We start from the raw sequence: 25,911 nt of genomic DNA, 5'->3' as shown, positions 1-25,911 counted from the left end.
GGCGTCATGCAAGCTTGCGCACAACCCGCCAAGGAGCGGCCAGCCCCGGCACGGCCGGCCGGCGAGGAGATTCGTGTGCGCGGCATGGTGCAAGGCGTGGGGTTTCGTCCGACGGTGTGGCGCCTGGCGCATGACATCGGGCTCATCGGGCAGGTGCGCAACGACAGCGACGGCGTGCTGATCCGCGCCTGGGGCAATGCCGCGCTGCTGGACCGCTTTGTCGCGCGCCTGCGCGACGAATGCCCGCCGCTGGCGCGCATCGACCGGATCGAGCGCCGCGCGCTGGCGCCGGACGCCGGCGTGGAGGGCTTTTGCATCGTGCCAAGCGCGGGCGGGCATGTGCATACCGGCGTGGTGCCCGACGCCATGCTTTGCGCTGACTGTCTCGCCGACATCCGCGACCCGGATAACCGGCGCTTTGGCTATCCTTTTACCAACTGCACGCATTGCGGCCCGCGCCTGTCGATTATCCGGGCGATTCCCTACGATCGCGCCAATACCACCATGGCCGCGTTCCCGATGTGCCAGGCTTGCCGTGACGAATACGAGAACCCGGCTGACCGGCGGTTTCACGCGCAGCCGCTGGCTTGCCCCGCGTGCGGGCCGCATGTCTGGCTGGAGGGCGCCGACGGCGCACTGGCGGCAGGTCCCGCCGATGCCATACAGGCGGCAAGCGCGCTGCTGCGCGCGGGCCGCATCGTCGCCATCAAGGGGCTTGGCGGATTCCAGCTGGCTTGCGACGCCTGCAACCCGGCGGCGGTGGCACGCCTGCGCCAGCGCAAGCGGCGCGAAAAGAAGCCGTTCGCGCTGATGGCGCGCGATCTCACGGTCATCCGGCGGTACTGCATGCCCACGCGGCGCGAGTGCCGCCTGTTGCAAAGCCCGGCCGGGCCGATCGTGATCCTGGCCGCCGGCGGGCGGCGGGAGCCCGGCGCCGAGCTGGCGCCGGACGTGGCGCCGGGCGTGCGCTCGCTTGGCTTCATGTTGCCCGGCACGCCGCTGCACTGGCTGTTGATGGCTGGCACCGACCGCCCCATCGTGCTGACCAGCGGCAATGCCAGCGACGAGCCGCAGTGCATCGAGAACGCCGACGCGCGCATGCGCCTTGACGCCATCGCCGAGGCGTTCCTGATGCATGACCGCGACATAGCGCGGCGCGTGGACGACGCCGTGGCCCGGGTCGTGCTGGATGCGCCGATCGTGATGCGCCGCGCGCGCGGCTATGCACCCGCGCCTATCCTGCTGCCGCCTGGATTCGCCGATGCGCCTCCGATCCTGGCGATGGGGGGCGAGCTCAAGAATACGTTCTGCCTGATGCGCCGCGGCGAGGCCATCATCTCGCACCATATCGGCGATCTGGAAGATGCGCTGACACACGCGGACTACCGGCGCGCGCTGTTGCAATACATGGCCTTGTTCGAGCACGCGCCGCAACGCGTCGCGGTCGACCTGCATCCCGAGTACCAGTCAGGCAAGATCGGCCGTGAACTGGCCTTGGGGCGGGCATTGCCGCTCGTGGAGATCCAGCACCATCACGCGCATATCGCGGCTTGCATGGCGGAGAATGGCGTGCCGCTGGACGCCCGGCCCGTGCTGGGCGTGGCGCTGGACGGGCTTGGCTTCGGGGCGGACGGCAGCCTGTGGGGCGGTGAGTTCCTGCTGGCGGACTATCGCGGCTTTACCCGCCTCGGCAGGCTCAGGCCGGTCGCCATGCCCGGCGGTGCCAGCGCGGTCCACGAGCCGTGGCGCAACACGTACGCACATCTGGTGTCTGCGTTCGGCTGGGATCGGCTCGCGGTGCAGTATGGCGCGCTGGCGATGGTGCGCTGCCTGGCGGCACGCCCCCGCGCAGTGCTCGACACCATGATGCGCCGGGGCGTCAACAGCCCGCTGGCGAGTTCAGCGGGGCGGCTGTTCGACGCGGTGGCGGCGGCGCTCGGCATCTGCCCGGAGCGCTCGGCGTATGAAGGGCAGGCCGCTATCGAGCTTGAGGCGCGGGTCGACCAACGCGTCATGGACGAGGAGGGCGACGCGCGTGCTTACCCGTTCGCGCTGGTGCCAGGCGAGCTGGCCTGCCTTGAGCCGCGCCCCATGTGGCAGGCATTGCTCGATGACCTGATGCAAGGCACGCCCCCGGCGGTGATTGCCGCGCGCTTCCACAAAGGCCTGGCGATCGCTGTTGTCGACATGGTGAGCCATCTGGCGGATGTCGGTGACGGGATCGGCAGCGGCGCAGCCGTAGCGCTGTCCGGCGGCGTGTTCCAGAACCGCATCCTGCTGGAGCAGGTTGCCGCGCGGCTCGGCGCTAGCGGGTTCCGTGTGCTGTGGCACCGGCAGGTGCCGGCCAACGACGGCGGGCTCTCGCTCGGGCAGGCGGTGATTGCCGCCGCGCAGGCGCTGCAGGCCAATGCTGGTGCGAGTGAGGACCAACGGAGCGAGACATGTGCCTAGGCATCCCCGGACAGATCATGGAAGTGCGGGACGCGGCCAACGCGCTGGCGGTTGTCGATGTCGGCGGCGTGCGGCGCGTGATCAATATCGCATTCATCGTCGATGACGGGCACCCGGCCGCTCAGTGCGTTGGCGAGTGGGTGCTGGTGCACGTGGGTTTTGCGATGAGCCGGCTCGACGAGGCGGAGGCCGCACGCACACTGGCGTTGCTGCATGAGCTAGGCGTCGCGCAGGCGGAGTTCGACGAGATGCGTGGCGAAGTGCGGGCTTCGCCACAGGTGTAGCAGTTAGCAGTTCGCAGTCAGCACGGAGACGCGGCATGCCCGACCAATCGCCACTAGAGAGCTTGTATCCCTTCCTGCACGGAGAACGGCAGGACCGGGACAAGCTCGACGCGGCCTTGCTGGAATCCGTGCGGCGCAAGGCGGACGACAGCCTTGACGCCAAGCGCAGGTTCTTCGCGCAGAACGGGCCGGCGGTGGTGGCGGTGGCCCATGTCATTGCCGCCACGTACCGCCGCGATGGCCGCCTCTTTGCCATGGGCAACGGCGGATCGAGCTGCGACGCGGCGCATATCGCGGTGGAGTTCCTGCATCCCGTCACCGCCGGCCGCCCGGCGCTGAGCGCCGTCAACCTGGTTGCGGACACCGCCATGATGACCGCCGTGGGCAACGATATCGGCTTCGCGCATATCTTCGTGCGCCAGCTGGTGGCACAGGCACGGCGCGGCGACGCGCTGATCGGCGTGTCGACCAGCGGCAACTCGGAGAACCTGCTGGCCGCCTTCGCCAAGGGCAAGGAGATGGGCATGGTGACCATCGGCCTGTCCGGCCACGACGGCGGGCGCATGGCCACCAGCACGGATCTGGACCATTGCCTGGTGGTGCCGAGCGACAGCATTCACCGGGTGCAGGAGACCCACGTGGCGATCTATCACATCCTGTGGGACCTGGTGCACACCTTGCTCGCCGATGACCGGGGCGGGCTGGCCCAAGGAGGCGCGCGATGAAATACGTCGACGAGTTCCGCGATCCCGCCAAGGCGCAGGCGCTGGCCAGGGAAATCCGCGAGCTGGTAGCGGGCATCGCGCGGGCGAAGCAACGTCCTTTGCAGATCATGGAGGTGTGCGGCGGGCATACGCATACGATCTTCCGCTATGGCATCCAGCAGTTGCTGCCCGACGAGGTTGAGTTTGTGCATGGCCCGGGCTGTCCCGTGTGCGTGCTGCCGATGGGGCGGGTGGATGATTGCGTGGCGCTGGCCGAGCGCCCGGAGGTGATTTTCACCACCTTCGGCGACGCCATGCGGGTACCGGGCTCGAAGAAGAGCCTGCTCAAGGCCAAGGCGGACGGCGCCGATGTGCGGATGGTCTACTCGCCGCTCGATGCGTTGAAGATCGCGCAGGCGCATCCGGAGCGCGAGGTGATCTTTTTCGGCCTTGGCTTCGAGACCACCATGCCCAGCACCGCCATGACGGTGTTGCAGGCCCATGCCATGGGGATCCGCAATTTCTCGCTGTTCTGCAACCACATCACGATCATCCCCACCATCAAGGCGATCCTGGATTCGCCGGACCTGCAGATCGACGGCTTCCTCGGCCCGGGCCATGTCAGCATGGTGATTGGCGCGCGGCCCTATGATTTCATCGCCCGGCATTACCGCAAGCCGATCACCGTGGCTGGCTTCGAGCCGCTGGACGTGCTGCAGTCGATGTGGATGGTGCTGCGGCAGATCGCGCAAGGGCGTTGCGAGGTGGAGAACCAGTATGGGCGCATCGTGCCGGAAGCGGGCAACCCGCAGGCCCTGGCGGCGATCCAGCAGGTCTTTGAGCTGCGCGAGTTCTTCGAGTGGCGCGGGCTGGGATCCATCGACTTCTCCGGCGTGCGGATACGCGAGGCGTTTGCCGGATTCGATGCAGAGCGCAAGTTCACGGTGCCGGATGTCAAGATCGCCGACCCCAAGGCCTGCCAGTGCGGGGAGGTGCTCAAGGGCGTGATCAAGCCGCACCAGTGCAAGGTGTTTGGCACGGCCTGCACGCCCGAGGCGCCGCTGGGCTCGCTGATGGTGTCGAGCGAGGGCGCGTGCGCCGCGTATTACCACTACGGGCGGATCGATGCTTCGCGGATCGAGCGGCACGGCGCCAAGGCGCAGGCCCCGACCGGCGATGCCATCTGCGCGGGGAGCACGGCATGAATGACCGGGCTACCGCTGCCTTGGCGCCAAAGCACGTTGCGCATGTGCGCGACGCCGTGATCAACCTCGCCCACGGCAGTGGCGGGCGGGCCATGCGCGAGCTGATCGAAGACGTGTTCGTGACGGCATTCGATCACCCGGCGCTCGCTGCGCTGGAGGACCAGGCGGTGTTTCCGCTGGCCGTCTTCGCCGCGCACGGAGACCGGCTGGCCTTTACCACCRACAGCTACGTGGTCGATCCGCTGTTCTTCCCGGGCGGCGACATCGGCACGCTGGCGGTCGCCGGCACGGTGAACGACCTGGCGGTCTCGGGGGCGACGCCGCTGTTCCTGTCGTGCGGCATGGTGCTGGAAGAGGGCTTTCCGATCGACGCCCTGCGCCGGGTCGTGGCCAGCATGCAGCGGGTGGCGCAGGAGGCGGGCGTCGCCATCGTCACGGGCGACACCAAGGTGGTTGAGCGCGGTTGCGCGGACAAGCTCTTTATCAACACCGCCGGCATCGGCGTGGTGCGCACGGGCGTGGCCATCTCCGCCAGCCATGCGCGCGCAGGCGATGTGGTGATCGTCAACGGCTACCTCGGCGACCATGGCGCGGCCATCCTGGTCGCCCGCCAGCAGCTTGCGCTGGAAGCCGATATCGAGAGCGATTGCCGCCCGCTCAATGGCCTGATCGCGCGGATGCTCGACGCCTGCCCGGACATCCATTGCCTGCGAGACGCCACGCGCGGCGGCGTTGCCACGGTGCTTAACGAGTTCGCGCATGGCTCCGGCGTGGCCATCCGCATCCGCGAGGCGGACATCCCGTTGCGCGAGGCGGTCAAGGGCGCGTGCGAGATCCTCGGGCTGGATCCGCTCTACCTGGCCAACGAGGGCAAGCTGGTTGCCGTAGTGCCACCCGCGCACGCCGGACGCGTGCTGGCGGCGATGCACACGCATCCCGACGGCCGGCAGGCGGCGGCGATTGGCGTGGTGGAGGCCGGGCCGGCGGGCCTGGTGGTGCTACACACCGGTTTTGGCGGCCAGCGGATCGTCGACACACTGGTCGGTGAGCAGTTGCCACGGATCTGCTGAAGGGGGCGTCATGCATGAGATGAGCATTGCGAACAGCGTGGTCGAGATCTGCGCCGAGCAGGCTAACGGGGCGCGGGTGCTGCGGGTGATGCTGGAAATCGGCCAGCTCTCGGCCGTCATGCCTGATGCAATCCGTTTTTGCTTCGATGTCTGTGCGAAGGATACGGCGGTGGAGGGCGCGGTGCTCGAGATTATCGAAATACCCGGGCGGGCACGTTGCACGGCTTGCGGTGCGGAACTCGACATTGCCGTGCCGTTCGGGCAATGCGCTTGCGGCAGCGAGAACCTGGCGTTGATCTCGGGGCAGCAGTTGAAGATCCGGCGGATGGAGGTAGCGTGATGTGCACGACTTGTGGTTGCTCGGATACGGAAGGCGCGGTGGTGGCGGATCCGCAAGCGGAGGCCGCCGTCGCCGCGGCGCCGGGCGGGATGGTGTTTCGTGCTCACGCGGGCGCGGGACCGGGGGGCCATATGCATTCCCACGCGCATCCGCATCCGCATACTCTCCATGACCATGACCATGACCATGACCACACGCACGAGCATCCACACGAGCACGCCCACGAGCCAGCGCATGAGCACGCCCTCGTTCACGGCACACCCGTTGCCATCGAGCGGGACATCCTGGCCAAGAACCAGCTGATCGCCGAGCGCAATCGCGGGTGGCTGGCGGGGCGCGCGATCGTGGCACTGAATCTGGTCAGCTCGCCGGGCGCGGGCAAGACCACATTGCTGGAGCGCACCATCCGTGATCTGGACGGCGCGCTGCCATTGAGCATCATCGAGGGCGACCAGGCTACGTTGAACGATGCGGAGCGCATTCGCGCAGCGGGTGGCCGGGCGATCCAGGTAAACACCGGCACGGGCTGCCACCTGGACGCGCAGATGATTTCCCGCGGGCTGGACGCGCTTGACCCGCCGCCGCATTCGCTGCTGATGATCGAGAACGTGGGCAACCTGATTTGCCCGGCGCTGTTCGATCTTGGCGAACAGGCCAAGGTGGTGATCCTGTCGGTGACGGAGGGCGAGGACAAGCCGGTCAAGTATCCCCACATGTTCCGCGCCAGCAGCCTGATGCTTCTGACCAAGACGGACCTGCTGCCGCATCTGCGTTTCGACGTCGAGCGCTGCGTACGGTACGCGCGCCAGGTCAATCCCGGCATCGAGATACTGCATGTCTCGGCGCAGACTGGCGAGGGTATGCAGGCGTGGTACGCGTGGTTGCACGCAAGTTGCCAGGCGCGTTTCGATGCCGTGCCGCGGACTAGGGGGTTACGGGACTGAGGTTGGGGCTTCGGCGCGCCTCGCCAAGGCGCCGCACAAAGAAGGACAGGATTTCGTCGCGCGCGGCCACTGTCGGCTCGCCAGCTTCGTCAATCAGGTGTGCGGTGACGACGCTGTGCGGGCAAGGCACGTGCTGGGCAAAGAAGGCAGGGACATCGGGGTTGGCGGCGCTGTCCGGCAGCGCGCGTCCCACGAAACGGTCGCCAAGGGCCTCGGCATAGGCAGCGAAGCGTTCCGCCCTGCAAAACCGATCGCCTTCAAATCGATACGCCAGCACCGTGAGATCTTCCCGCTCGAGCCGCTCACGCACCACGGCGAGTTCCCCGGGAGCCATTTCGATGCCACCCGGATCGTCCAACGGCAGCGAGGGCTGGCAGATCACCGGCGCCAGCATCGCCGGCTCCAGCATCATCGACAGTGCGAAGTTGCCGGTGAAACACATGCCGATGGCGCCGACGCCGGGGCCGCCGCACTCCTGGTGCGCCAGCCTCGCCAGCGCCCGCAGCCACTGTGTCGCCGGGCTCGACTGATTGGCAGCGAATGCGCGAAACTCCGCGCTAACGCAGGCGCGCCGAAAGACCGCTGCACCTGCCTCGGCATCCGGCACGGCTCCGTCGCGGCCGAAGAGCGACGGCATGTAGACCGTCAAGCCCGCATCGCGTACCCACCGGGCAAAGCGTGCGACGTGCGGGCTGATGCCCGGCATCTCCGTCATGACGATCACGGCCGGCCCCGAGCCTGCCACGTGGACCACCTTGGCCACGCCATCGAGCGTGATCGTGCGGTGCGTGAAATCGTCAAGGCGGTCTTCTTCCTTCATGCTGCGTTTGACCATGGCGTCGTCTCCCGTGCGTTGGATAGTCAGGCCGCATCGGCCAGATGCTGCAGGTGCCCGTAGCCGGCCACCTTCGCGAAGCGAGGCAACTGCCAGACATCGCCATTGACCCCCCAGGTGCCGTCGGCCACATCGTGGAGCCTCACCGAGGTGGCCAGCCGCCGCCGGTCGCCGGCTGGCTGTGCCTGCTGGAAGGCGTCGTGCATCAACCGTACATACAAGGCCCTGGCCGGCGCGTCCAGCACGCCAGCGGGCACATAGACCGTCGCGAGGCAGGGCAGCACCTGCGATGACATGTCGACGCCGCCGCACGTCCACAAGCCGGTTTCCGCTTCTTCGATCACGACCCAGATCGCGAAGCGCTTGTGCGGGTCATCGGGCATGCGCTCCGCGATGGCGGCGGCGTCGCTGATGCGGCGGGCGAGATCCGCGCGGGCAGGGCCGGCAAACGCCCCTTTGGGAATGTTGACGAGGATATTGGGCATCGAAGCGTGGTTGTCGTTGGGGTAGGTGCATTAGACGCTTCGGGCAGGTAGACTTTGAGTGTCAATTTAGACATCTTTAGGGCGTTTCCGGCCAATGAAGGATTTCACCGTTCTGGCGCTGTCCGGCGCCTACTCAACCAGCGTGGCTGCGACGATCGATATCCTGCGCGCGGCTTCGTTGCTCGCGCCGCGCATGCATCTGCCCCGGCCGACCTGGCGCGTTGTATCGACGTCCGGGCGTTCGGTGCCGCTGAGCGGCGGCATGCATATCGAAGCCGCGGCCTTGCCGGCGCGGCAGCGTGCGCAGGCCAGGCAAGCGACGACCTGGATCGTGCCGGGGCTGGGCATCGACGATGCCAACGCCATCGCCAGCCGGCTGGCGCAAGACGATGCGCGGCTTGCGGCCCGGGCAGTTGCCACGCATGCCGCCGCTGGCGGCCATGTCGCGGCATCTTGCTCCGCGGTGTTCCTGCTACAGGCCGCGGGCCTGCTGGCGCAGCGCCGGGTCACGACATCCTGGTGGCTGGCGGCCGAGTTGCAGCGCCTGGAGCCGCGTTGCATCGTCGATGCCGACCGCATGGTCTGCGCGGATGAGTCCGTGAGCACCGCCGGCGCGGCATTTGCACAGACCGACTTGATGCTTCACCTGTTGCGCAGCCGGTTTGGCGTTGCGCTTGCCGACGCGGTGAGCCGGGTCCTGCTGATCGACGGGCGGCAAGCACAAGCGCGCTTCGTGGTGCCGGCCATGTTGTCCAACGGCAACGCGCTGGTCGGCCGTCTGGTGGCACGGATCGAATCCGCGTTGCCGCAGCCACCCAGCATCCAGGTGCTGGCGGACGAGTTCGCCATGTCCCAGAGAACGCTGTCGCGGCGTGTGCGCGAGGCCACGGGCAAGAGTACCTTGGCGCTGGTGCAGAGCGTGCGGCTCAATCGCGCCCGCATGCTGATCGAATCGAGCCGGATGTCCGTCGAGCAGGTTGCCGAGCAGGTGGGCTATGAGGATGCCACAGCGCTCAGGCGCCTGATGCGCAAGAGGGCGGGCGTCACCCCCAGCCAATATCGATCGGCGGGCGAAGGGCCTTGACGCGGGATTCGGGGGAATGTTCAAAGGCCACTGAACTGCAGCCGTTAGTCAGAGGGGGCGCGTCGAGGAAGTACCCATAGCATTGCACTGACTGCCTCAGCCTGGGTTCGGGTGTGGGTCTTCTCGTAGATTGCTCTGAGTTGCGTGCGGATCGTGGCAAGTGAAACGCCGATACTGGCCGCGCATTCGTCGGGCGTCTCGCCCCTGATGAGTGCCTCTGCCACTGCGGCTTCTGCCTTTGACAAGCCAAAAGCCTGCCGCAACTGTTGCGCGACAACCAGCGCGGCTGCGCTCCGCCGCCGTCTGGCGGTAATCATCATGGTTGCATCGCCAAACGCGGCACGCAGCGTTTGCGCGGGAAGGGAGGTGATGCTGAGAAAAACCTCGTGCGAAGTGTCCAATGCGCCTTGCAAGGCTAAACTTTCGCCTTTTCTTGTCTTCGCTACGCGCGCAATGGCCGCCTGAAGGTAATCATTCTCAGCCGCGACCACCGCTGTCAGGCGACCATGCGCCAGCCTTAGACAAGCGGTCGCACGCAACATGGATTCGGCGGCCTGGTTGACAAAGACGACACGCGAGCTTCTGTCCAGAGCCAATACGGCAAGCCCCAGTTCCTCCATCAGTTCGGCGCCGAGCGCGGCATCGCGGTGCAGGATTCTTGCATCCTGCCAGAGATTGATGGAGCGCCGCAGATGTCCAGTCATGCCCACTGCGGCGGCGCGTTCCTTCTGCGAATACGGCGTTCTGCCATACGCTCGCAGCAGGCCGAGCAGGATGTCGTCGCTGCCCGGGCGCGCGAAGCGAACGCCCATCAAATACCGAAAGCCAGCTGGAATCTGGTAGTCCTGAAAGAACTCGCTGCGTGCGATATCCCGATCCGTTAGATGATCGTGGCAACAGACGAATTCGCCGGTCGCCGCCTTCTCGACAAAGCCGCGGCGAGGATCGAGCGCGCCATAGTATTGGTCGTAGCGGGCAATGACGTCATCCAACTGCCCTCGAGGGGAGTACACCGAAAAACGGGGGGCGTTGCTTGCCGCATCCCAACTGAACATGTGGAAAAAATTGGCACCCAGAGTCTCGGTGACCTGGTGGAACACCTCAAGAAAGCTGTCGTGGTGCAGCGCGGCCTCATAGAGGTCCCCGATAAGCTGGTCTCTTGGCAATTGCTTTCTCCCCAAAAAGCAGTGCAATTTAATTGTGGTGTATTCGGCCCAAAACTTCACGGGCCATGCCAGAACCATTTCTTTTTGCCAATTTATCACAGCTTTTCTGCGGGGGGCACCGCGAAAATCCCAGAATTTCATCCATCTGAATGATGACCGGCGAGATGGGCTTACGGAAAATCCGAGCCACTAACTAGAACGGGTCAGGGAGGAAAAAAATGAAGCTCAAGCCTATTGCGATCAGCCTTGTGGCGCTTTCGTTAGCCGCCTGCGGCGGCGGCGGGGATTCCACGTCCACATCGGGCGGAACGGCTACGCAAACGCCGGCGGCGCAGACCGTCAGCGGTGTGGTCGCCACTGGTTTGCCGTTGTCTGGTGCCGCGGTCAACATGACCTGCGCGGCAGGCTCCGGAGCTACAACGACGGCCGCGGACGGCAGCTATTCGGTCGCAGTCAAGGGCGCAGTCCTGCCCTGCGTGCTGACCGCTACCAGCAGCGACAGCAAGGTCATCCTGCATTCCGTGGTTCCCGGCACTGGCGCGAGCAGCAGTAACGCAACCGCGCATATCACGCCGCTCACCGAACTGCTGGTGGCCCAGTTGGGCGGGCAGGACCCGGCTCAGTTTGTGTCAGCGTTTGGCCCGACGACGGCGGTGAGCGCCGCTGCAGTCAGCAGCGCTCAATCGGCCTTGGTTTCAGTGCTCAAGAACGCCGGGTTTGATCCTTCCAGCATCGGCGACTTTATCGCAGGCGCGATCGCTGCGGGCAGCCATCAGGGCTATGACGCGATTCTGGATACCCTGCAATCAACGATTGCGAGCGCAAACACCAGCCTGAGCGAATTGAGCGCTGCGATTGCCAACAGCACTGGCAGCACCACCGCCGCTGCCTCGACTCTCGGTACCATTCTGGCGCCTGCGAACGCCGATTGCACCTCGCTGAAGAGCGGCGATCACCGCCTGATCAAGCTATCCGATGGATCTGCAAAGCTTGCGACGGTGGATGCGACGAAATTGACCGTCGCCATCAGCGGCACGACCTATCAGCTCACCAAAGGCGCGACGAGCTGCGATTTCTCTTTGAACGATCCCAACTCGACCCGTGTGCTTGTCGCTAAATCCGGGCTTGCGGTTTGGACAAGCGGAAGTGGTGCGACTGGAACGATCGCGCTGTCGATGCCGGCGCAGACCATGGACCCAAGCGTTATCAATGGGGCATACAACTATGCGCTTATCAGTGGCGCTCCCCAAAACCAGTTTGGTACCCACGGCTATACAAAAGGCGTAACCACATCGGCCACAAACTGCTTGAGTGGCTACGGCAGCTGCGCAGTCGATACCGTCACGCCATATGGCCATTTGGTTGCCACGCCAGACGGCGGCGCGGATTGGATTGACGATGGCAGCCAGGCGGGCACCGCACAGTTCCACGCGGTTGGATTCAGAAACGCGCAAGGGAACATCCTCTGGATTGCCACAGTGTTGGGCCAAGGAGGAGGCGTAGGTGTCTTTGTCCCGCAAACGACACTGCCTCTGCCGGCGGTTGGTACCACAAGCGCCTTTTGGCAACGCATTGTTGACAACACCACAGGCCTGAGCGCGGTCACTGAAGATAATCACACCATTACTGCGCAGAATGGGACAACCGTCACGCGTACCTTTGCTTCGGATAGCCATTCGGACGTGCTGAGTTTCAACGATCCGTTCAACGGGATGCGCCACCGTGCCGCGAATGCCTGCACAACCTCAACGGGTGCCGCACAGAACTGTAGCTCGACGCTGCAACTACCATTGGGCGGCATGACGTTGGCGTGGTCGGGGTCCGGATCGAACTATCGTGTTTCGATTTCGGTGACCAAGCCCGGCAGCTTGTAAGCACCCTGCGCCCGATGTCCGGGGCGCTTGGCACCGGCTTGTGAAGAGCCGGTGCCAGCTCATTTCGATTGTGTGTCACCACGGTAAGTCGCGAGCGGGCGCCGCGGCCCCTGAGCGCCTCCTTTCCAAGCGGCGCCATGAAGGGGCCGCGGCAATCTCCGCCATCGCCTGCCGGCTGTCTACTTCCCCTTCGGGCAAGTCGTGCAGCGCAGCGCGATGCGCGTGCCGCGCGCCAAGGGCCTGCGTGCCAGATCCCTCCCCGCCGTTTCCCATTACCCCTTCGCCGGCCCCGGCCAGCCACAAGAGTAGAATCTCGCAAAATTTTTCGCTTGTGGCGCACGGGAATCGACATGACACAAGGCAACGCCAATGCCAACGCCGCCGCGGTCACCGGGCTGGAGCCGGCCGCGGCAGCAAATCAACCGCACGGCCGGCAAGGCCACACGGAACAGGAGCAGGGCGCCTACGCCCGCAAGGCCGTGATCGCCTCGGCGGTCGGCTACGCGCTGGACGGCTTCGACCTGCTGATCCTCGGCTTTATCCTGAGCGCGGTGTCTGCCGGCCTCGGGCTGACCAGCACCCAGGCGGGCTCGCTGGTCACCTGGACGCTGGTGGGCGCGGTGGCCGGCGGCATCTTCTTCGGCATCCTGAGCGACTACGTGGGCCGGGTGAAGGTGCTGACCTGGACCATCCTGCTGTTTGCCGTCTTCACCGGCCTGTGCGCGCTCGCGCAGGGCTACTGGGACCTGCTGGCCTACCGGACCATCGCCGGCTTTGGCCTTGGCGGCGAGTTCGGCATCGGCATGGCGCTGGCCACCGAGGCCTGCCGGCCCGGCCAGCGTGCCCGCGTTTCCTCCTATGTGGGCCTTGGCTGGCAGGCGGGCGTGCTTGCCGCGGCGCTGCTGACGCCGGTGCTGCTGCCTTATATCGGCTGGCGTGGCATGTTTGCCATCGGCGTGCTGCCGGCGGTGGCGTCGTTCGTGGTGCGCCGTTTTATCGGCGAGCCGGAAGTGTTCGTTGCCAGCAGCAGAGTGGCGCGCAAGGGCAACCCGCTCAAGATGCTGGTGGCGGATGCCGCGACCGCGCGTGCCAGCCTGGGCGTGGTGGTCCTGTGCTCCGTGCAGAACTTCGGCTACTACGGCCTGATGATCTGGATGCCGACCTACCTGGCCAAGCAGTTCAATTACTCGCTGACCAAGTCCGCGCTGTGGACCTCGGTGACCATCATCGGCATGGCCATCGGGATCTGGGTGTTTGGCCAGCTCGCGGACCGCGTCGGCCGCCGGCCCACCTTCCTGATCTACCAGGCCGGGGCGGTGGTGATGGTCTTTGTCTACTCCCAGCTATCGACGCCCTATGCGCTGCTGTTCGGCGGTGCGGTGATGGGCCTGTTCGTCAACGGCATGATCGGCGGCTACGGCGCGCTCATCTCGGAGCTGTATCCCACGCAGGCCCGCGCCACCGCGCAGAACGTGCTGTTCAATATCGGCCGTGGCGTGGGCGGCTTTGGCCCGCTGGTGGTCGGCGCGCTGGCCGCCAGCTATTCGTTCGGCACCGCGATTGCCGTGCTGGCGTCGATCTATGTGCTGGATATCCTGGCTACGCTGTTCCTGATTCCGGAGCGCAAGGGCGCCGCGCTGGAGTAGCCCGGACCCTTAAGCGCAACCCTTAAGCGCAACCCTTAAGCGCAACCCTTAAGCGCAACCCTTAAGTCCAACCCTTAAGTTCAACCCTTAAGCCCCGCTCTCCACCGTCGGCCCTCCCAACGCCTTGTACAAGGTCGTGATGTTCACCAGCCGGTCGAACCGGTTGCGCGCCGCCGCCACCGCTGCCTGGCGCAACGTCTCCTTCGCATCGAGCCAGGGCTGCAGCGCGGTGGCGCCGGCGCGGTAGCGCGCCGCGCTAAGCCGCTCCGCCCGGCTCGCGGACTCCAGCGATTCCCCCAGCCGATCCGCGCGCACGCCGAGCCCCGTATGGTCGGACAGCGCGTTTTCCACTTCGGCAAAGGCCGTGTACAGCGACTGCCGGTATTGCACCACCGTTTCCAGGTACTCGTTCTGCGATACCTGTATCGTCAGCTGCGTGGTGTTCCATTGCAGGAAGGGCAGGCTCAGCCCGGCGCCGAGCAGGGCGGTGGGGTCGCGCAGCAGCGAAGCCAGCGCCGCGCTGCCGGTGCCGACGATGCCGGTCAGCGTCAGCTTGGGGTAGAAGCTGGCGCGGGTTGCGTCGGCGTTTGCCAGGGCGGCGCGCAGGCGCCATTCGGCCTGCCGCACATCGGGCCGGCGTCCGACAACCGCGGCGGGAATGCCGGCGGCGATGCGCGGCAGCGCTTCGACGGGCAAGGCCCGCGGCTCGGCCACGCCGTGCCCGGGCGGACGGTTGAACAGGATGGCCAGGGCCTGGCGGTTTTCGCTGCGCTGCTGGTCCAGCACGGTACGCTCGGCCAGCAGGGMGGCCAGTTGCTGCTCGGCTTGCGCCAGGTCCAGGCCGGACACGGCGCCAGCGCGGTAGCGCGCGGCCACCAGGCCAAGCGTGCGCCGTGCGTCCGCCAGGCTTTGGCCGGAGATGTCGATCAGTTCGTTCAACAGCCCGGCGCGCCAGTACAGCGTGGCCGTGGTGGCCGCCAGGGCGATGGTTGCGGCTTCCAGGTCGGCCGCGCTCGCGCGCGCTTCCCAGTGCGCCGCGCCGCGCAGGCTGGCCAGCCGCCCCCACAGGTCGATCTCATAGTTCACTGTCGCATTGATCCCCCCTTCGTCGCGCCGCCCGGGGCCGTCCAGGCTCCATTGGCGCGTGCCCCTGGCCTGCGCGCTCAGTTCGGGCGCGCGGTTGGTGGCGGCCAGCCCTGCGCGCAGCCGGGCGCGCTCGAAGCGCAGCGCGGCGATGGCGAGATCGTTGTTGGTTGCCAGCGCGGACGCGACCAGCGCGCTCAGTTGCGGATCGCCAAAGGCCTCCCACCAGGCGTGTGGCTCCAGCGCCGTGCCCGGCTGCCCGGCCGTGTCCTGCCGGGGCGCGTGTTGCCAGTGCTGCGGCACGTCCAGCGCGGGATCCACCTCCGGCGTGCGCAGTCCGCTGCAAGCACTCAGGGCAACGGCAATCACCGGCAGCGCGACGAGCAGGCGCACCGGCAACGCGCGCGGCGAATGTGGCGGCCGTGGTGGCCGTGGCGAATGCGGACTGCGCCTATTCATGGCCAAGCGCCTCGATCGGTTGCAGGCGCGCCGCGTTGCGCGCCGGCACATAGCCGAACGCCACGCCGATCAGKGTCGAACACAGGAAGGCGCCGGCAACCGCGCCCGCGGAGAACACCATCTGCCATTGCGGGATCAGCAGCGCCAGCGCCAGCCCGATCAGGTAGGCCACGGTGGTGCCGATCACCCCCCCCAGCAGGCATACCAGCACGGCTTCGGTCAGGAATTGCATCAGCACGTCGCGCTGCCGGGCGCCCACGGCCATGCGGATGCCGATCTCGCGGGTGCGCTCGGTCACCGAGACCAGCATGATGTTCATCACGCCGATGCCGCCGACCAGCAGCGAGATCACGGCGACCGCCGACAAGAACAGCGTGAGCGCGTGCCCGGTGCGTTCCATGGTCTTGACGATGCTGTCCATGTTGTAGGTAAAGAAGTCCTTCGTGCCGTGGCGCAGCGTCAGCAGGCGCTCGATGGCTTGCTGGGCTGCCGTGCTGGGCTGGCCGTCGCGGATGCGCACGGACAGCTCGTCGAAATGCGACTGGCCGAAGATGCGGCTGCCCGCGGTGGTGTAGGGCAGCCAGATATTGAGGCTGCTGCCGTTGTCATCGAACATGGTTTTCTTCTCGCGCGCCACGCCGATCACCACGCAAGGCAGGTTGCCCACCAGGATGATCTGGCCCAGCGCGCTCAAAGCACTGCCGAACAGCTTGCGGCGGGTCTTTTCGTCGATCACGGCCACTTGCGCGTGCCTGCGCAGCTCGTCCGGCAGGAAGGCCGCGCCTTGCGTCAGGCCCAGGCCACGCACGCGGAAGAAGCTGGCGCCCACGCCATGCACGGTGGCATTGACGTCGACGCTGCGGTACCTCAGCCGCTGGACCTTGCTGGTGATCGCAGTGGCGCTGTCCACATACGGCAGCGCGTGCAGGGCTTCGATATCGGCGGCCACCAGGGTGCGGATGCCGGCGGCGCGGTCGTCGCCAAAATCCTTGCCGGGGAAGATCTCGAGCGTGTTGGCGCCGATGGCGCGGATATCCGCCATCACGTAGCGCTTGGCGCCTTCGCCGATGGCCACGATCGACACCACGGAGGCGATGCCGATGATGATGCCCAGCATGGTCAGCGCGGTGCGCATGCGATGCGCCATCAATGCGCCCCAGGCCATGGAAAAGGCCTCGGTGAAGCCCTGCCAGGCGCGCGCACGCCGCAGCGGGGCCTCGGCGTTGCCGCCGGCCCCCGGGGCTTGCGTGGCCAGCCTGGCTTGCACGAGGCTGCTGCCTGGCTCATCCTCGGCCTGCGGCGGCCGGTTCGGGCGGTCGGCCACGATACGGCCGTCGGCGATCTCGATGATGCGCTCGGCGTTGCGCGCCAGTCCCATGTCGTGGGTGACGATGATCACGGTGTGGCCGAGCGCATGCAGCTCGCGCAGGATGGCCAGGACTTCCTTGCCGCTATGGCTGTCGAGCGCGCCCGTGGGCTCGTCCGCCAGGATCACCTGGCCGCCGTTGATCAGAGCGCGGGCAATGCTCACGCGCTGCTGCTGGCCGCCGGAGAGCTGGGAGGGGCGGTGCCCGGCGCGCTCGCCCAGGCCCAGCCGCTCCAGCAGCTGCAGGGCGCGGGCACGGCGCGCGGCGCGGTCGGTGGCGGCGTAGATGGCCGGCACTTCCACGTTGTCCGCGGCGGATAGCTGGGCCATCAGGTGGTAGCGCTGGAAGATAAAGCCGAAGCGCTCGCGGCGCAGGCGGGCCAGCGCGTCATCGTCCAGGGCCGCCACGTCCTGGCCTGCCACCAGGTAGTGCCCGGCGTCGGCCTGGTCCAGGCAGCCCAGGATGTTCATCAGCGTGGACTTGCCGGAGCCGGACGCGCCGACGATGGCGACCATCTCGCCCGCGCAGATGGCCAGGCTGACCTGGCGCAGCACCGGGATGTCCTGGTCACCGGCGCGGAACGTGCGCTCCACATGCTGCAGTAGCAAGAGCGGGGCTTGCGTCATGGCCGGGTCTCCGCGTTGACGGCACCGGCATCGCCGGTGATGACGCGGTCGCCTTGCGCCAGGCCGCTCAGCACTTGCGCATGCACGTTGTTGCTCAGGCCGGTGCGCACTTTCACCGTCTCCACGCGCTGGTCCGGGCGCAGCACGCGGACTTCCATGCTGCCGTCCTGGCCGCGCGGCCCCAGCGCGGCCAGGGGCACCAGCAGCGTGTTCCTGGCCTCGCCCAGCATGATGGCGACCTGTGCCGTCATATCGATGCGCAGCTTGTGGCCCGGATTGGGCACGTCGAACAACGCATTGAAGAACACGGCGTTGTTGATTTTCTCCGGCGACGGCTGAATGGCCTGCAGCGACGCGTGGTAGCGGCGGTCCGGCTCGCCCATGATGGTGAAGTAGACCGCCTGCCGGTCGGCGATGCGGATCACATCGGCCTCCGACACCTGCGCCTTGACGGTCATGGCATCCAGGTTGGCCAGCTTGAGGATGGTCGGTACCTGGTAGGACGCCACCACGGTCTGGCCTTCCAGCGTGGTGAGCGCCACCACCTCGCCGTCCATCGGCGCGACGATGCGGGTGTAGCCAAGGTCGATGCGGGCGGACTCGGCCTTGATGCTGAGCTGCGCGATATCGGCGTCGAGAGCGATCAGCTCGGCCTCCAGCGAGCGCAGGTCGGCTTCGGCGATTTCAAGGTCCTGGCGCGAGGCCGCCTCCTGCGACTGCAGCTCGCGCTGGCGTTGCCAGTTCAGGCGGGCCTGGCGCAGGCGCGAGCGCTTGGCGTCACGCTGGGCCTTGCCGCTGGCCACGGCGGCATTTGCCTGGCGCAGCGCATTCTCCAGCAGCACCGGGTCGATCTGGGCCAGCAACTGGCCCTGCTTGACCTTGTCGCCGAGCTTCACCTTCAGCGATTTGAGCTGGCCATTGACCTGCGCGCCGACTTCGACCTGGCGGATGGGCTGCAATACGCCGTTGGCCAGCACGGTGACTTCGAGGTCGCCGCGGGTGACGGTGGCGGTGATGTACTCGGGGTGCTTGCCGGGTGTCAGGCGCCAGGCCGCCAACGCAATGATGGCGGACAGGGTGAGCACGGCGATGATCAGGCCATGCCTGCGGCGGTTTGGGGGATGGGCCATTAGCGTTGCGGGGATCTACGGAAAAAGGATCAAGGTCAGGCAATCTGCGGCGGACGCCTTGGGGAATAGGCGCAGAGGCCTATTTTTGAAATCAAACGCAGTGGCGATGCATGAGGGGATTGTGAACGGACAGGCCTGCCGCGTCTGTGGGCAATCTATCCCCGCTTGTATGAAAGTGTGGCGAGATGTGCGGCTTTGTCGTCGCGCCTGTGTTGGCGGGGGCGCGCGGTCCGGCTGGGCGAGGGCGGGCCTTGCCAGCGTGGGATTTGCCCGATTAGTCTCGCCGTGCCGGACATGGAGGCACGGGCACCGGCGCGAGGTACCGGGCGGGCAGCGTGATGGTAAAGCGCGTGCAGCCCGCCACGCCGCTGTCCAGCGAGACCCGGCCGCCGTGGGCCAGCGCTATGCGCCGCACGATCACCAGGTCCAGGCCGGCGCGGCTGAACGGCGATTCGCGGCCAGCCATGGCGCGGGGCGGCGGCTCGAAGATGCGGGCGCGCTCTGGCGCGGACACGGCCGGGCCGTCGTCTTCCACCGCGAGGGTCAAGGTGCCGGTTGCATCGGTCTGCGCCACGATGATGACTTTGCGCCGTGCATTGCGCAGGGCGTTGCGGCATAGCTTGAGCAGAGCCCGCGCCACCAGGCGGGGGTCGCAGAGATGGCGGGCGAACGGCCTGCTGTTGCGCACATCCAGCACCACCCCCCGATGCGCCGCGTCGCCGGCAATCTCGGCGAGCACGACGTCGATCAGCTCGCCGGCGGTGACCAGCGCTGGACTGACCGGCGTTGCGCCCTGTTCCAGCTGGCCCAGTGTCAACAGTTCGGTCACCAGTTCATCCAGCTCGCGTACATCCAGCCGCAGGGCCTCGAGGCGCTGCGCGCGCTGCAGCGGATCGGGCCGGGCATCAGCGGACTGCAGCAGGGCGATGCCGAATTCCAGCCGCGTGATCGGCGTCTTGAGCTCGTGCGAGATGCCGTGGATCATGTCGCGCTGCTGCATGACGGAGGCCTCGATGCGCGACGCCATGTCGTTGAACTGGCGCGTCAACGGATAGAGGTTGGCGTGCCTGGACAAGCGCGCACGGGCGGCAAGGTTGCCGCGGCCGAACTGCCTGGCCGCCTCGCGCAGGGCGTTGAGTTCACGCCAGTGATAAAAGAGCCAGCCAACCACGGCGAGCAGCGTCGCGGATGCGATCAGCGTGTAGGCGATCAACTCGATCTTGGTCTGGCTCGCATTCCTTTGGCTGATATGCAGGACCTGGCCGTCGCGCAAGGGCAGGTAGGCATCGTCGCCGTCATCGCCAAACACGATCTTGCCGTCGCGCAGGTCGCGCAGGCGGCGTTCGCCCAGATGCGCCACGGCATGCATGCTGACCACGGCGAAGCCCTCTCGCGCGTTGCGGCGCAACGTCTGCAGCGCGGCCTCGCGCGCGGGGCCCGGGTGGCGCTCCAGGTAGCCGGTGAGCAGGAAGGCATAGCTCCCAACCTCTTTGCGCTCGCTCTCGCTCAGTTGCTGGTGGTACGCCGGGATGAGTACATGGTCGATCGCGGCAAAGCCAGCGAACACGCCCAGGTTGAGTACGAGAAAAAGCTTGAACAGGGATCGGAACATCTTGGCTTGTCTCCTTCGCGCTTCGGCGGCGGGCGGAAGGATCTCGTCGGGTGGATCGCATTGGTCTTGCCCGGCCAATGCGAAGCGATTCTAGAGGCCAACGCTTCGCCCTGAAGCGGCTCGAATCAACTCGAGACAATTACGCACAATTACGCACAGTTTCGCGTCACTTTCCAACAGACACCGATAGGCCCTGTCCCTAGACTCTGGGGCTTGATCCAAGGGGGCTTAGGTGAATCGCATGTTGAGAAGAAAGTTGGAGAGATCGATGTGGGCCGGCGCATTTCTGGCCAGCGGCCTTGGCTGTGCCAGCGCGTATGCCGACAATATCTACACGGTCGGACTGGGCCTGGGCGTCGCGCCGCGCTATGAGGGCAGCAACGAGTACCGGTTGATCGGCGGCCCGCTGTTCAGCGCGGAGTTCGGCAATGGCTTCTTCATCAGTCCGCTGCGCGGCGGCGCCGGCTACGGCCACACGTTCTCCAACGGCATGTTTGCGTCGTTTGGCCTCGACTACGACCTGGGCCGCACCGACAGCAAACGCTTCGACCTGCCGGGCTCCGACTACCTGAAAGGCATGGGGCGGATCCCGGGTTCCCTGGTGGGGGCGTTGCAGGTCGGCATGCCGGTGTACGGCGGCGCGGTACTCAGCGTGACGCTCGACGCGCCGATGACCAAGCGCGACCGTGGCCTGAGCGGCCATATCGACCTGTCCGTGCCGGTGTACAAGGCCGGCAAGCACCTCGTCAGCGTTAGCCCCAGCCTGCATTTCGGCTCGCGCAAATACACCCAGACCTTCTACGGCGTGACCGATGCGCAAGCCGCGAACAGCCAGTTCCGCCCCTACACCACCAAGGCGGGATTCGACCGCGCCAGCGTGGCCGTGTCCTGGGAATACGAGATCTCGCCCTCCTGGTCGGTCAACAGCACGGTGGCCGTGACCCGCTTGCTGGGTGACAGCGCCAACAGCCCGATCGTGCAGTCGAAACAGTCGTTCGTTGGCCTGACGGCGCTCAAGTACCGCTTCTAGCCACACCGACCGCACCGACCGCACCGGCTGCGCAACTCCGTTCTGCTTTGCTCCTGTTCGCCCAGAGAAGACATGACACCGCGAATCCCCATCCTGATGTACCACCAGATCGATGCGCCGCCGCCGCGCGGCACACCGATGCGCAGCCTTGTGGTGGCCGCGCGCGATTTCTCCTGGCAGATGCGCCTGCTCCGGCTGATGGGCTATCGCGGCCTGGCCTTGCGCGACCTGCTGCCCTACCTGCGTGGCGAGAAGGCCGGCAAAGTGGTGGGCATCACGCTGGACGACGGCTACCGGAACAACCTGGAGCATGCGCTGCCAGTGCTGCAGCGTTGCGGGTTCAGCGCAACCTGCTATGCGGTCAGCAGCCTGGTCGGCAGGACCAATGCCTGGGACACGGCCATTGGCGTGCCAGAGACGCCGCTGATGACCATGCAGGAACTGCGCACCTGGACCCTTGCGGGCATGGAAGTCGGCGCGCATACGCGCACCCATGTGGACTTGACCAGGATGGATGGCGATGCCGCGCGCGACCAGATCGCGGGCAGCAAGCTCGCGCTGCAAGATGCGTTGGGGGCACCGGTCCGGCACTTCTGCTATCCCTATGGTGCATTCAATCAACCCGTCGCCGACCTGGTGCGGGAAGCCGGCTACCACAGTGCGGTGACCACGCAGCGCGGCCGCGCCGCGATCGGCGGCAACCTGTTCGGCTTGCCACGCGTGCTGGTCGCGCGGACCTCGCATGCCGGACATTTTTTGCTGAAGCTGGCGACTACCTATGAAGATCGCCGCGGCATGGAGGTAGTGTCATGATGCACGCTGACCGAGGCGCCGCGCTGTCGGCCGGCCAGTTGCGGGTGCTGGTGCTGAACTCCCGGATGGATGGCGGCGGCATCGATTCGCACTCGCTGTCGCTGTGCCGGGCCCTGCGGCTGCAGGATTGCTTGGTGAGCCTGGCCGCGCCGGCGCGCGCACGCTGGATCGACGCGGCGCAAGCCATGCCCGGCATCCAGGTGCTTGCGCTGGATACCGGGCGCGTGGTCTGGCCGCTGGTGCTGTCACGCTATATCCGCGAGCAGCGCATCGATGTCATCCACGCGCATCACGGGCGCGATTACTGGGTGGCGATCGCGGCCTGGATGCTGTCTGGCCGAACTGCATCGGTGGTGGTGACGCGTCACCTGATGACCCAGCTCAAGGAGCGCACGCGCCGCTACCTGGCGGCGTTCTCCAACGTGATCGCGGTGTCCGATGCGGTGCAGGAGTCGCTGCGCCGGGTTGATCCGGAGCGTGCCTTGCGGCTGCGGCGGATCTACTGCGGGATCGACACCGAACGCTTTCGCCGCATTGCCATGCGCGGCTATCGCGTGCGCGAGGCCCTTGGGCTGCCGCAGGACGCGTGGGTCTACGCGATGATCGGCGGGGCGCAACGGCCCGACGGCAAGGGGCAGTTCTACTTCGTCAATGCCGCTGCGCAGGTGCGGGCGCGGCACCCGCACGCGCATTTCCTTTGCGTCGGCGACGGCGACCTGATCCCGCAGTTGCGCCATGAGGCGCAGGCGCTGGGTTTGGCCGGGTRCATCCACTTCCTGCCGTTCGAGCATGATGTGGCGTCGCTGATGCAGGCGATCGATGTGCTGGTGCATCCGGCCGTGGGCAGCGAGGCGCTGGGGCTGGTGATACTGGAGGCACTGAGCTGCGGCAAGCCAGTGATCGCCACCGCGCTGGACGGGATACCCGAGACCTTTCTCGATGGCGCCCACGGCGTGCTGGTTCCGCCGCGCGACGCGCACGCCCTGGCGCAGGCCATGTGCCAGCTGGCGGCGGACCCTGGGCGCGCGGCCCGCATGGGTTGGCGCGGGCGCGGCTGGGTGGAGGCGAACTTCTCGCTGGCCTCGCTCGGGCGCGAAACGGTGCAGCTGTATCGGGATTGCATGGCGGCGGCGCGGCATCGGGACAGGGCAAGCATCGCGCAAAGCGGGCAGGCTGCGCCGGCCGCGTCGGAGCGGACCTGAAACGGTGCGTTTCAGCACCAGGGTGGGGACAGTCGTCTATACTTGTCAGCATGCTAACGAGTTTGGTGAGTTGAATGTCCTCTGCAAAACGTCAAACGGCGCGCTCCGCTCCTCTGGCCGAGGATCCGGCGCCGTCCGAAGCGGACCCGGYCAAGGAGCTTCTGTGGGCGCGGCCCGGCTTCCTGGTGCGTCGCCTGCACCAGATCCACGTGGCCATGTTTTTCGAGGAATGCAAGTCTCCCAGCATCACGCCGGTGCAGTACGCCATTCTGACGGTATTGTCCGTGTTGCCCGGGCTGGACCAGACCGCGCTGGGACAGGAAGTCGGTTTTGACCGCACCACCACCGCCGACGTGGTGCGCCGCCTGGAAGAACGTGGCCTGGTCGAGCGCAAGGACAATCCAGCCGACCGCCGCACGCGCCACGTGCACCTGACCAAGGAAGGGCAGACCGTGGTGGCGTCGCTGCGCGCCGACATGGAACGCGCGCAGGAGCGCATGCTGGCGCCGCTGCGCCCGGCGCAGCGCAAGGTGTTCATGGACCTGCTGTCCACGCTGGTCGAGGCTAACAACGACTATAGCCGCACCGTGTTGCGCATCATGTAGCGACAGCGCACCGGCATGGCGCCGGCGCTTGGGCCATACCCGCTCAGACCGGATACACCAGGTCGTTGGCGATGATGGTGGTGTCGTACACGACCTGGCGCTCAACCAGCAGCAGCTTGCCCTCGATGCGGGCGAAGCGGTCGTGATACGTGCCCGCCATGTGGATGGTGGTGGGGCCTTCCACCAGCGTTTGGAGCAGCAAGAAGCTGGCCTGCGCCTGGATCTCGCCACACTCGCTTTCATCGGTGACGCGCGTATTGGTGACGAGATGCAGCATATAGCGCGGCGCGAACATCTGGGTGCGCGCAATCGCCACCGCCCGGTCGTGCATCATGCCGCGGCCTTCGGCATAGACCAGGCCCACCGGCAGTCCGAGTTCCACGTTCTCCCGTGCGGTGACGCGGTAGATGCAATCCTCTGTAAAGAACTCGGGCCACGTTTCCACCATGCCGGCATCGAGCACGGCGCAGTATTCGCTGTGGAAGGCGTCGATCTCCATGCGCAGCGCTTGCGCGCGCGCGGGGGCCAGCTGGCAGGGGCGAAAGAGGCTATGCGCCATCGGTGTCATGGTTGGGGTGATTGTCGGTGTCATGTTGTTCAGAACCCCATCACGCTGCGGTAGTACTGGTACATGGCGCGGATCGCGGACTCCGAGATCAGCGAGTTGGCGGTGCCGACGTGTCCGGGATCGAGCTTCAGCACGTTGCGGTCGGTGCTGGAGCGGCGCACGCCCTCCTGCACGAACTTCATCGCTTCGTTGTCTTCCAGGCCAAGGAAGCCGGCCGGGCCCATCAGGTTGCCCTGGCGCAGGCGGTGGCGCGTCATCTCCTCGGTGTCGTCCTCATAGCCGAACATGGTCCACTGCATCAGCATGCTGTCCGGGCCGTTGGGCACGATCTGGCGCACGCCCAGCGTGTTCATCTCGCGCTGCACGATCAGGTTCGGCCAGATGGTCTGCATGGTGACGGACCACGGCGAATCGAACTCCTTGATGTACTCCAGGAAGCGGTCGTCCTGCAGGCGCATGCCTTCGTGGTAGGAGCGCATCTCCTTCTTGTTCTCGTCGCTCACCGCCGCGTACTTGTCTTCCTTCTTGGCCGAGGCCATGGTGCCGTGGCGGCCGTGCACCGGGTCCGCGATCATGGCGGAGTCGTTGCCGGCGACCAGCAGGCCAAACACCACCAGGAAGGAGTGCAGCAGCGTGGCGTGGTACGGGTCCTTCAGGTTCTCGTGGTACATCTTCCAGTTGCAGGGCAACTCGTTCTTGTAGTACCCGAGGATCTTGAGCGGCTTGCCGTTGAACACCACGTCGAAATCCTTGAGGATTTCCGGCGTCATGTACACGTCCAGCGGTTCCATGTCGTTGGCGTACGAGGCGAAGATCACCCCGTTGCGCGTGGTCACGTTCAGCTTCACCAGGCCATGGTCTTCATTGCGGAAGTCCTTGGGCATGCCACCGGCACGATTCACGCCGCGCTTGAACGGCACGCCCTGCAGGTTGCCCTTCAGGTCGTAGGACCACTGGTGATACGGGCAGACGAACTCCTTGGCGTTGCCCTGGCCATGCCGGCAGAACTCCGCGCCGCGGTGCGCGCAGCGGTTCTCGAAGACATTGACGGAGCCGTCTTCAGCGCGCGCGACGACGACGGGCGTCGGCCCGACGTAAGAGCGCTTGAAGTCGCCCGAGTTGGGAATCTCGGCCTCCAGCGCGACGAAATTCCATGAGCGGCCGCGGAAGATTTTCTCCAGTTCCAGGTCGTACACGGCATTGCTGGTGTACACCCAGTCCGGGATGAAATGCAGGGCGTCCTCCGGCCACTGGCAGGCGGCCAGTTCGGCATCCTTGGCGCGCGGCGTGCGGTTGATGACCGCATGGGTCTGGTACATGTTTCGTTC

General features: G+C 66.4%; 23 protein-coding genes. 14 read left to right on the top strand and 9 right to left on the bottom strand.

Annotated features, from left to right (window positions below):
- The first annotated feature begins 6 nt into the window (after positions 1 to 6).
- From hypF to hypB, 7 genes are read left to right on the top strand one after another with little or no spacing between them, the layout of a single operon-like run.
- Positions 7 to 2,451 carry a carbamoyltransferase HypF gene (hypF, locus tag AC1DQR_RS22395; protein WP_477133816.1) on the top strand — a complete coding sequence of 815 codons (2,445 nt, stop codon included), beginning with the start codon at positions 7 to 9 and terminating at the stop codon, positions 2,449 to 2,451.
- The gene (locus AC1DQR_RS22390; protein WP_416052026.1) at positions 2,442 to 2,735 is read left to right on the top strand and encodes a HypC/HybG/HupF family hydrogenase formation chaperone; all 294 of its coding nucleotides are present in this window, start codon (positions 2,442 to 2,444) and stop codon (positions 2,733 to 2,735) included. Before hypF ends, AC1DQR_RS22390 begins: the two co-directional genes overlap by 10 nt.
- Positions 2,736 to 2,770: 35 nt before the next feature.
- Complete coding sequence (locus AC1DQR_RS22385) at positions 2,771 to 3,460, top strand: D-sedoheptulose-7-phosphate isomerase (protein WP_477133815.1); 690 nt, start codon at positions 2,771 to 2,773, stop codon at positions 3,458 to 3,460.
- Complete coding sequence (gene hypD, locus AC1DQR_RS22380; protein WP_477133814.1) at positions 3,457 to 4,644, top strand: hydrogenase formation protein HypD; 1,188 nt, start codon at positions 3,457 to 3,459, stop codon at positions 4,642 to 4,644. Before AC1DQR_RS22385 ends, hypD begins: the two co-directional genes overlap by 4 nt.
- Positions 4,641 to 5,714, top strand: coding sequence for a hydrogenase expression/formation protein HypE (gene hypE, locus AC1DQR_RS22375; protein ID WP_477133813.1), 1,074 nt, complete (start codon positions 4,641 to 4,643; stop codon positions 5,712 to 5,714). The genes hypD and hypE overlap by 4 nt, the downstream gene beginning before the upstream one ends.
- Positions 5,715 to 5,724: 10 nt before the next feature.
- Positions 5,725 to 6,054, top strand: a complete 330-nt coding sequence (hypA, locus tag AC1DQR_RS22370; protein ID WP_416052030.1) for a hydrogenase maturation nickel metallochaperone HypA — start codon at positions 5,725 to 5,727, stop codon at positions 6,052 to 6,054.
- Positions 6,054 to 6,998, top strand: a complete 945-nt coding sequence (gene hypB, locus AC1DQR_RS22365) for a hydrogenase nickel incorporation protein HypB (protein WP_477133812.1) — start codon at positions 6,054 to 6,056, stop codon at positions 6,996 to 6,998. Before hypA ends, hypB begins: the two co-directional genes overlap by 1 nt.
- Here the strand turns inward: hypB and AC1DQR_RS22360 are convergent.
- Positions 6,979 to 7,833, bottom strand: a complete 855-nt coding sequence (locus AC1DQR_RS22360; RefSeq protein ID WP_416052032.1) for a dienelactone hydrolase family protein — start codon at positions 7,831 to 7,833, stop codon at positions 6,979 to 6,981. The two genes, hypB and AC1DQR_RS22360, sit on opposite strands and share 20 nt — an antisense overlap.
- Positions 7,834 to 7,859: 26 nt before the next feature.
- The gene (locus AC1DQR_RS22355; RefSeq protein ID WP_416052033.1) at positions 7,860 to 8,318 is read right to left on the bottom strand and encodes a tautomerase; all 459 of its coding nucleotides are present in this window, start codon (positions 8,316 to 8,318) and stop codon (positions 7,860 to 7,862) included.
- Positions 8,319 to 8,412: 94 nt separating this feature from the next.
- Here AC1DQR_RS22355 and AC1DQR_RS22350 point away from each other — a divergent pair, with 94 nt between their 5' ends.
- A complete protein-coding gene (locus AC1DQR_RS22350) occupies positions 8,413 to 9,402 on the top strand; it encodes a GlxA family transcriptional regulator (protein ID WP_477133811.1) in 990 nt (329 codons plus the stop codon).
- Positions 9,403 to 9,446: 44 nt separating this feature from the next.
- Here the strand turns inward: AC1DQR_RS22350 and AC1DQR_RS22345 are convergent, their stop codons facing one another.
- Positions 9,447 to 10,568, bottom strand: a complete 1,122-nt coding sequence (locus tag AC1DQR_RS22345) for a helix-turn-helix transcriptional regulator (RefSeq protein ID WP_416053227.1) — start codon at positions 10,566 to 10,568, stop codon at positions 9,447 to 9,449.
- 218 nt (positions 10,569 to 10,786) lie between these two features.
- On the opposite strand from AC1DQR_RS22345, the gene AC1DQR_RS22340 reads away from it, so the two are divergent.
- On the top strand, positions 10,787 to 12,442 hold the full coding sequence (locus tag AC1DQR_RS22340; RefSeq protein WP_477133810.1) for a hypothetical protein: 1,656 nt from the start codon (positions 10,787 to 10,789) through the stop codon (positions 12,440 to 12,442).
- A 350-nt stretch (positions 12,443 to 12,792) separates the two neighbouring features.
- The gene (locus AC1DQR_RS22335) at positions 12,793 to 14,088 is read left to right on the top strand and encodes an MFS transporter (RefSeq protein WP_477133809.1); all 1,296 of its coding nucleotides are present in this window, start codon (positions 12,793 to 12,795) and stop codon (positions 14,086 to 14,088) included.
- 87 nt (positions 14,089 to 14,175) lie between these two features.
- Here the strand turns inward: AC1DQR_RS22335 and AC1DQR_RS22330 are convergent, their stop codons facing one another.
- The 4 genes from AC1DQR_RS22330 to AC1DQR_RS22315 all read right to left on the bottom strand — a co-directional run bounded on the left by AC1DQR_RS22330 (position 14,176) and on the right by AC1DQR_RS22315 (position 20,365).
- Complete coding sequence (locus AC1DQR_RS22330) at positions 14,176 to 15,630, bottom strand: efflux transporter outer membrane subunit (protein WP_477133808.1); 1,455 nt, start codon at positions 15,628 to 15,630, stop codon at positions 14,176 to 14,178.
- A complete protein-coding gene (locus AC1DQR_RS22325) occupies positions 15,623 to 17,623 on the bottom strand; it encodes a MacB family efflux pump subunit (RefSeq protein ID WP_477133807.1) in 2,001 nt (666 codons plus the stop codon). The genes AC1DQR_RS22330 and AC1DQR_RS22325 overlap by 8 nt, the downstream gene beginning before the upstream one ends.
- Complete coding sequence (gene macA, locus AC1DQR_RS22320; protein WP_416052039.1) at positions 17,620 to 18,753, bottom strand: macrolide transporter subunit MacA; 1,134 nt, start codon at positions 18,751 to 18,753, stop codon at positions 17,620 to 17,622. The genes AC1DQR_RS22325 and macA overlap by 4 nt, the downstream gene beginning before the upstream one ends.
- Positions 18,754 to 19,027: 274 nt before the next feature.
- Positions 19,028 to 20,365, bottom strand: a complete 1,338-nt coding sequence (locus AC1DQR_RS22315) for an ATP-binding protein (protein WP_477133806.1) — start codon at positions 20,363 to 20,365, stop codon at positions 19,028 to 19,030.
- A 268-nt stretch (positions 20,366 to 20,633) separates the two neighbouring features.
- On the opposite strand from AC1DQR_RS22315, the gene AC1DQR_RS22310 reads away from it, so the two are divergent.
- The 4 genes from AC1DQR_RS22310 (at position 20,634) to AC1DQR_RS22295 (ending at position 24,015) form a co-directional block, all read left to right on the top strand.
- A complete protein-coding gene (locus AC1DQR_RS22310) occupies positions 20,634 to 21,395 on the top strand; it encodes a MipA/OmpV family protein (protein ID WP_416052041.1) in 762 nt (253 codons plus the stop codon).
- Positions 21,396 to 21,467: 72 nt separating this feature from the next.
- Entirely contained in the window at positions 21,468 to 22,208 is a 741-nt protein-coding gene (locus tag AC1DQR_RS22305; RefSeq protein ID WP_416052042.1) for a polysaccharide deacetylase family protein, read from the top strand.
- Entirely contained in the window at positions 22,205 to 23,410 is a 1,206-nt protein-coding gene (locus tag AC1DQR_RS22300; RefSeq protein ID WP_477133805.1) for a glycosyltransferase family 4 protein, read from the top strand. Before AC1DQR_RS22305 ends, AC1DQR_RS22300 begins: the two co-directional genes overlap by 4 nt.
- A gap of 74 nt (positions 23,411 to 23,484) precedes the next feature.
- On the top strand, positions 23,485 to 24,015 hold the full coding sequence (locus AC1DQR_RS22295) for a MarR family winged helix-turn-helix transcriptional regulator (RefSeq protein WP_477133804.1): 531 nt from the start codon (positions 23,485 to 23,487) through the stop codon (positions 24,013 to 24,015).
- A 43-nt stretch (positions 24,016 to 24,058) separates the two neighbouring features.
- Here AC1DQR_RS22295 and AC1DQR_RS22290 read toward each other — a convergent pair whose 3' ends face one another.
- Together AC1DQR_RS22290 and AC1DQR_RS22285 are read right to left on the bottom strand one after the other, a co-directional pair.
- Entirely contained in the window at positions 24,059 to 24,574 is a 516-nt protein-coding gene (locus tag AC1DQR_RS22290) for an aromatic-ring-hydroxylating dioxygenase subunit beta (RefSeq protein WP_416053228.1), read from the bottom strand.
- A 38-nt stretch (positions 24,575 to 24,612) separates the two neighbouring features.
- Positions 24,613 to 25,902, bottom strand: coding sequence for an SRPBCC family protein (locus AC1DQR_RS22285; protein WP_477133803.1), 1,290 nt, complete (start codon positions 25,900 to 25,902; stop codon positions 24,613 to 24,615).
- Positions 25,903 to 25,911 lie beyond the last annotated feature (9 nt).

The organism is Cupriavidus sp. 05L411 (assembly GCF_056398045.1).
The sequence above is the reverse complement of the archived record's forward strand: the minus strand, read 5'-3'. Positions and strand labels throughout refer to the sequence as shown.

What these genes read in the sequence shown, in the direction of transcription:
- hypF (WP_477133816.1), top strand. Translation starts at nt 7, where the DNA reads ATGCAAGCTTGCGCACAACCCGCCAAGGAGCGGCCAGCCCCGGCACGG.
- AC1DQR_RS22390 (WP_416052026.1), top strand. Translation starts at nt 2,442, where the DNA reads ATGTGCCTAGGCATCCCCGGACAGATCATGGAAGTGCGGGACGCGGCC.
- AC1DQR_RS22385 (WP_477133815.1), top strand. Translation starts at nt 2,771, where the DNA reads ATGCCCGACCAATCGCCACTAGAGAGCTTGTATCCCTTCCTGCACGGA.
- hypD (WP_477133814.1), top strand. Translation starts at nt 3,457, where the DNA reads ATGAAATACGTCGACGAGTTCCGCGATCCCGCCAAGGCGCAGGCGCTG.
- hypA (WP_416052030.1), top strand. Translation starts at nt 5,725, where the DNA reads ATGCATGAGATGAGCATTGCGAACAGCGTGGTCGAGATCTGCGCCGAG.
- hypB (WP_477133812.1), top strand. Translation starts at nt 6,054, where the DNA reads ATGTGCACGACTTGTGGTTGCTCGGATACGGAAGGCGCGGTGGTGGCG.
- AC1DQR_RS22360 (WP_416052032.1), bottom strand. Translation starts at nt 7,833, where the DNA reads ATGGTCAAACGCAGCATGAAGGAAGAAGACCGCCTTGACGATTTCACG.
- AC1DQR_RS22355 (WP_416052033.1), bottom strand. Translation starts at nt 8,318, where the DNA reads ATGCCCAATATCCTCGTCAACATTCCCAAAGGGGCGTTTGCCGGCCCT.
- AC1DQR_RS22350 (WP_477133811.1), top strand. Translation starts at nt 8,413, where the DNA reads ATGAAGGATTTCACCGTTCTGGCGCTGTCCGGCGCCTACTCAACCAGC.
- AC1DQR_RS22340 (WP_477133810.1), top strand. Translation starts at nt 10,787, where the DNA reads ATGAAGCTCAAGCCTATTGCGATCAGCCTTGTGGCGCTTTCGTTAGCC.
- AC1DQR_RS22335 (WP_477133809.1), top strand. Translation starts at nt 12,793, where the DNA reads ATGACACAAGGCAACGCCAATGCCAACGCCGCCGCGGTCACCGGGCTG.
- macA (WP_416052039.1), bottom strand. Translation starts at nt 18,753, where the DNA reads ATGGCCCATCCCCCAAACCGCCGCAGGCATGGCCTGATCATCGCCGTG.
- AC1DQR_RS22315 (WP_477133806.1), bottom strand. Translation starts at nt 20,365, where the DNA reads ATGTTCCGATCCCTGTTCAAGCTTTTTCTCGTACTCAACCTGGGCGTG.
- AC1DQR_RS22310 (WP_416052041.1), top strand. Translation starts at nt 20,634, where the DNA reads ATGTGGGCCGGCGCATTTCTGGCCAGCGGCCTTGGCTGTGCCAGCGCG.
- AC1DQR_RS22305 (WP_416052042.1), top strand. Translation starts at nt 21,468, where the DNA reads ATGACACCGCGAATCCCCATCCTGATGTACCACCAGATCGATGCGCCG.
- AC1DQR_RS22290 (WP_416053228.1), bottom strand. Translation starts at nt 24,574, where the DNA reads ATGGCGCATAGCCTCTTTCGCCCCTGCCAGCTGGCCCCCGCGCGCGCG.
- AC1DQR_RS22285 (WP_477133803.1), bottom strand. Translation starts at nt 25,902, where the DNA reads ATGTACCAGACCCATGCGGTCATCAACCGCACGCCGCGCGCCAAGGAT.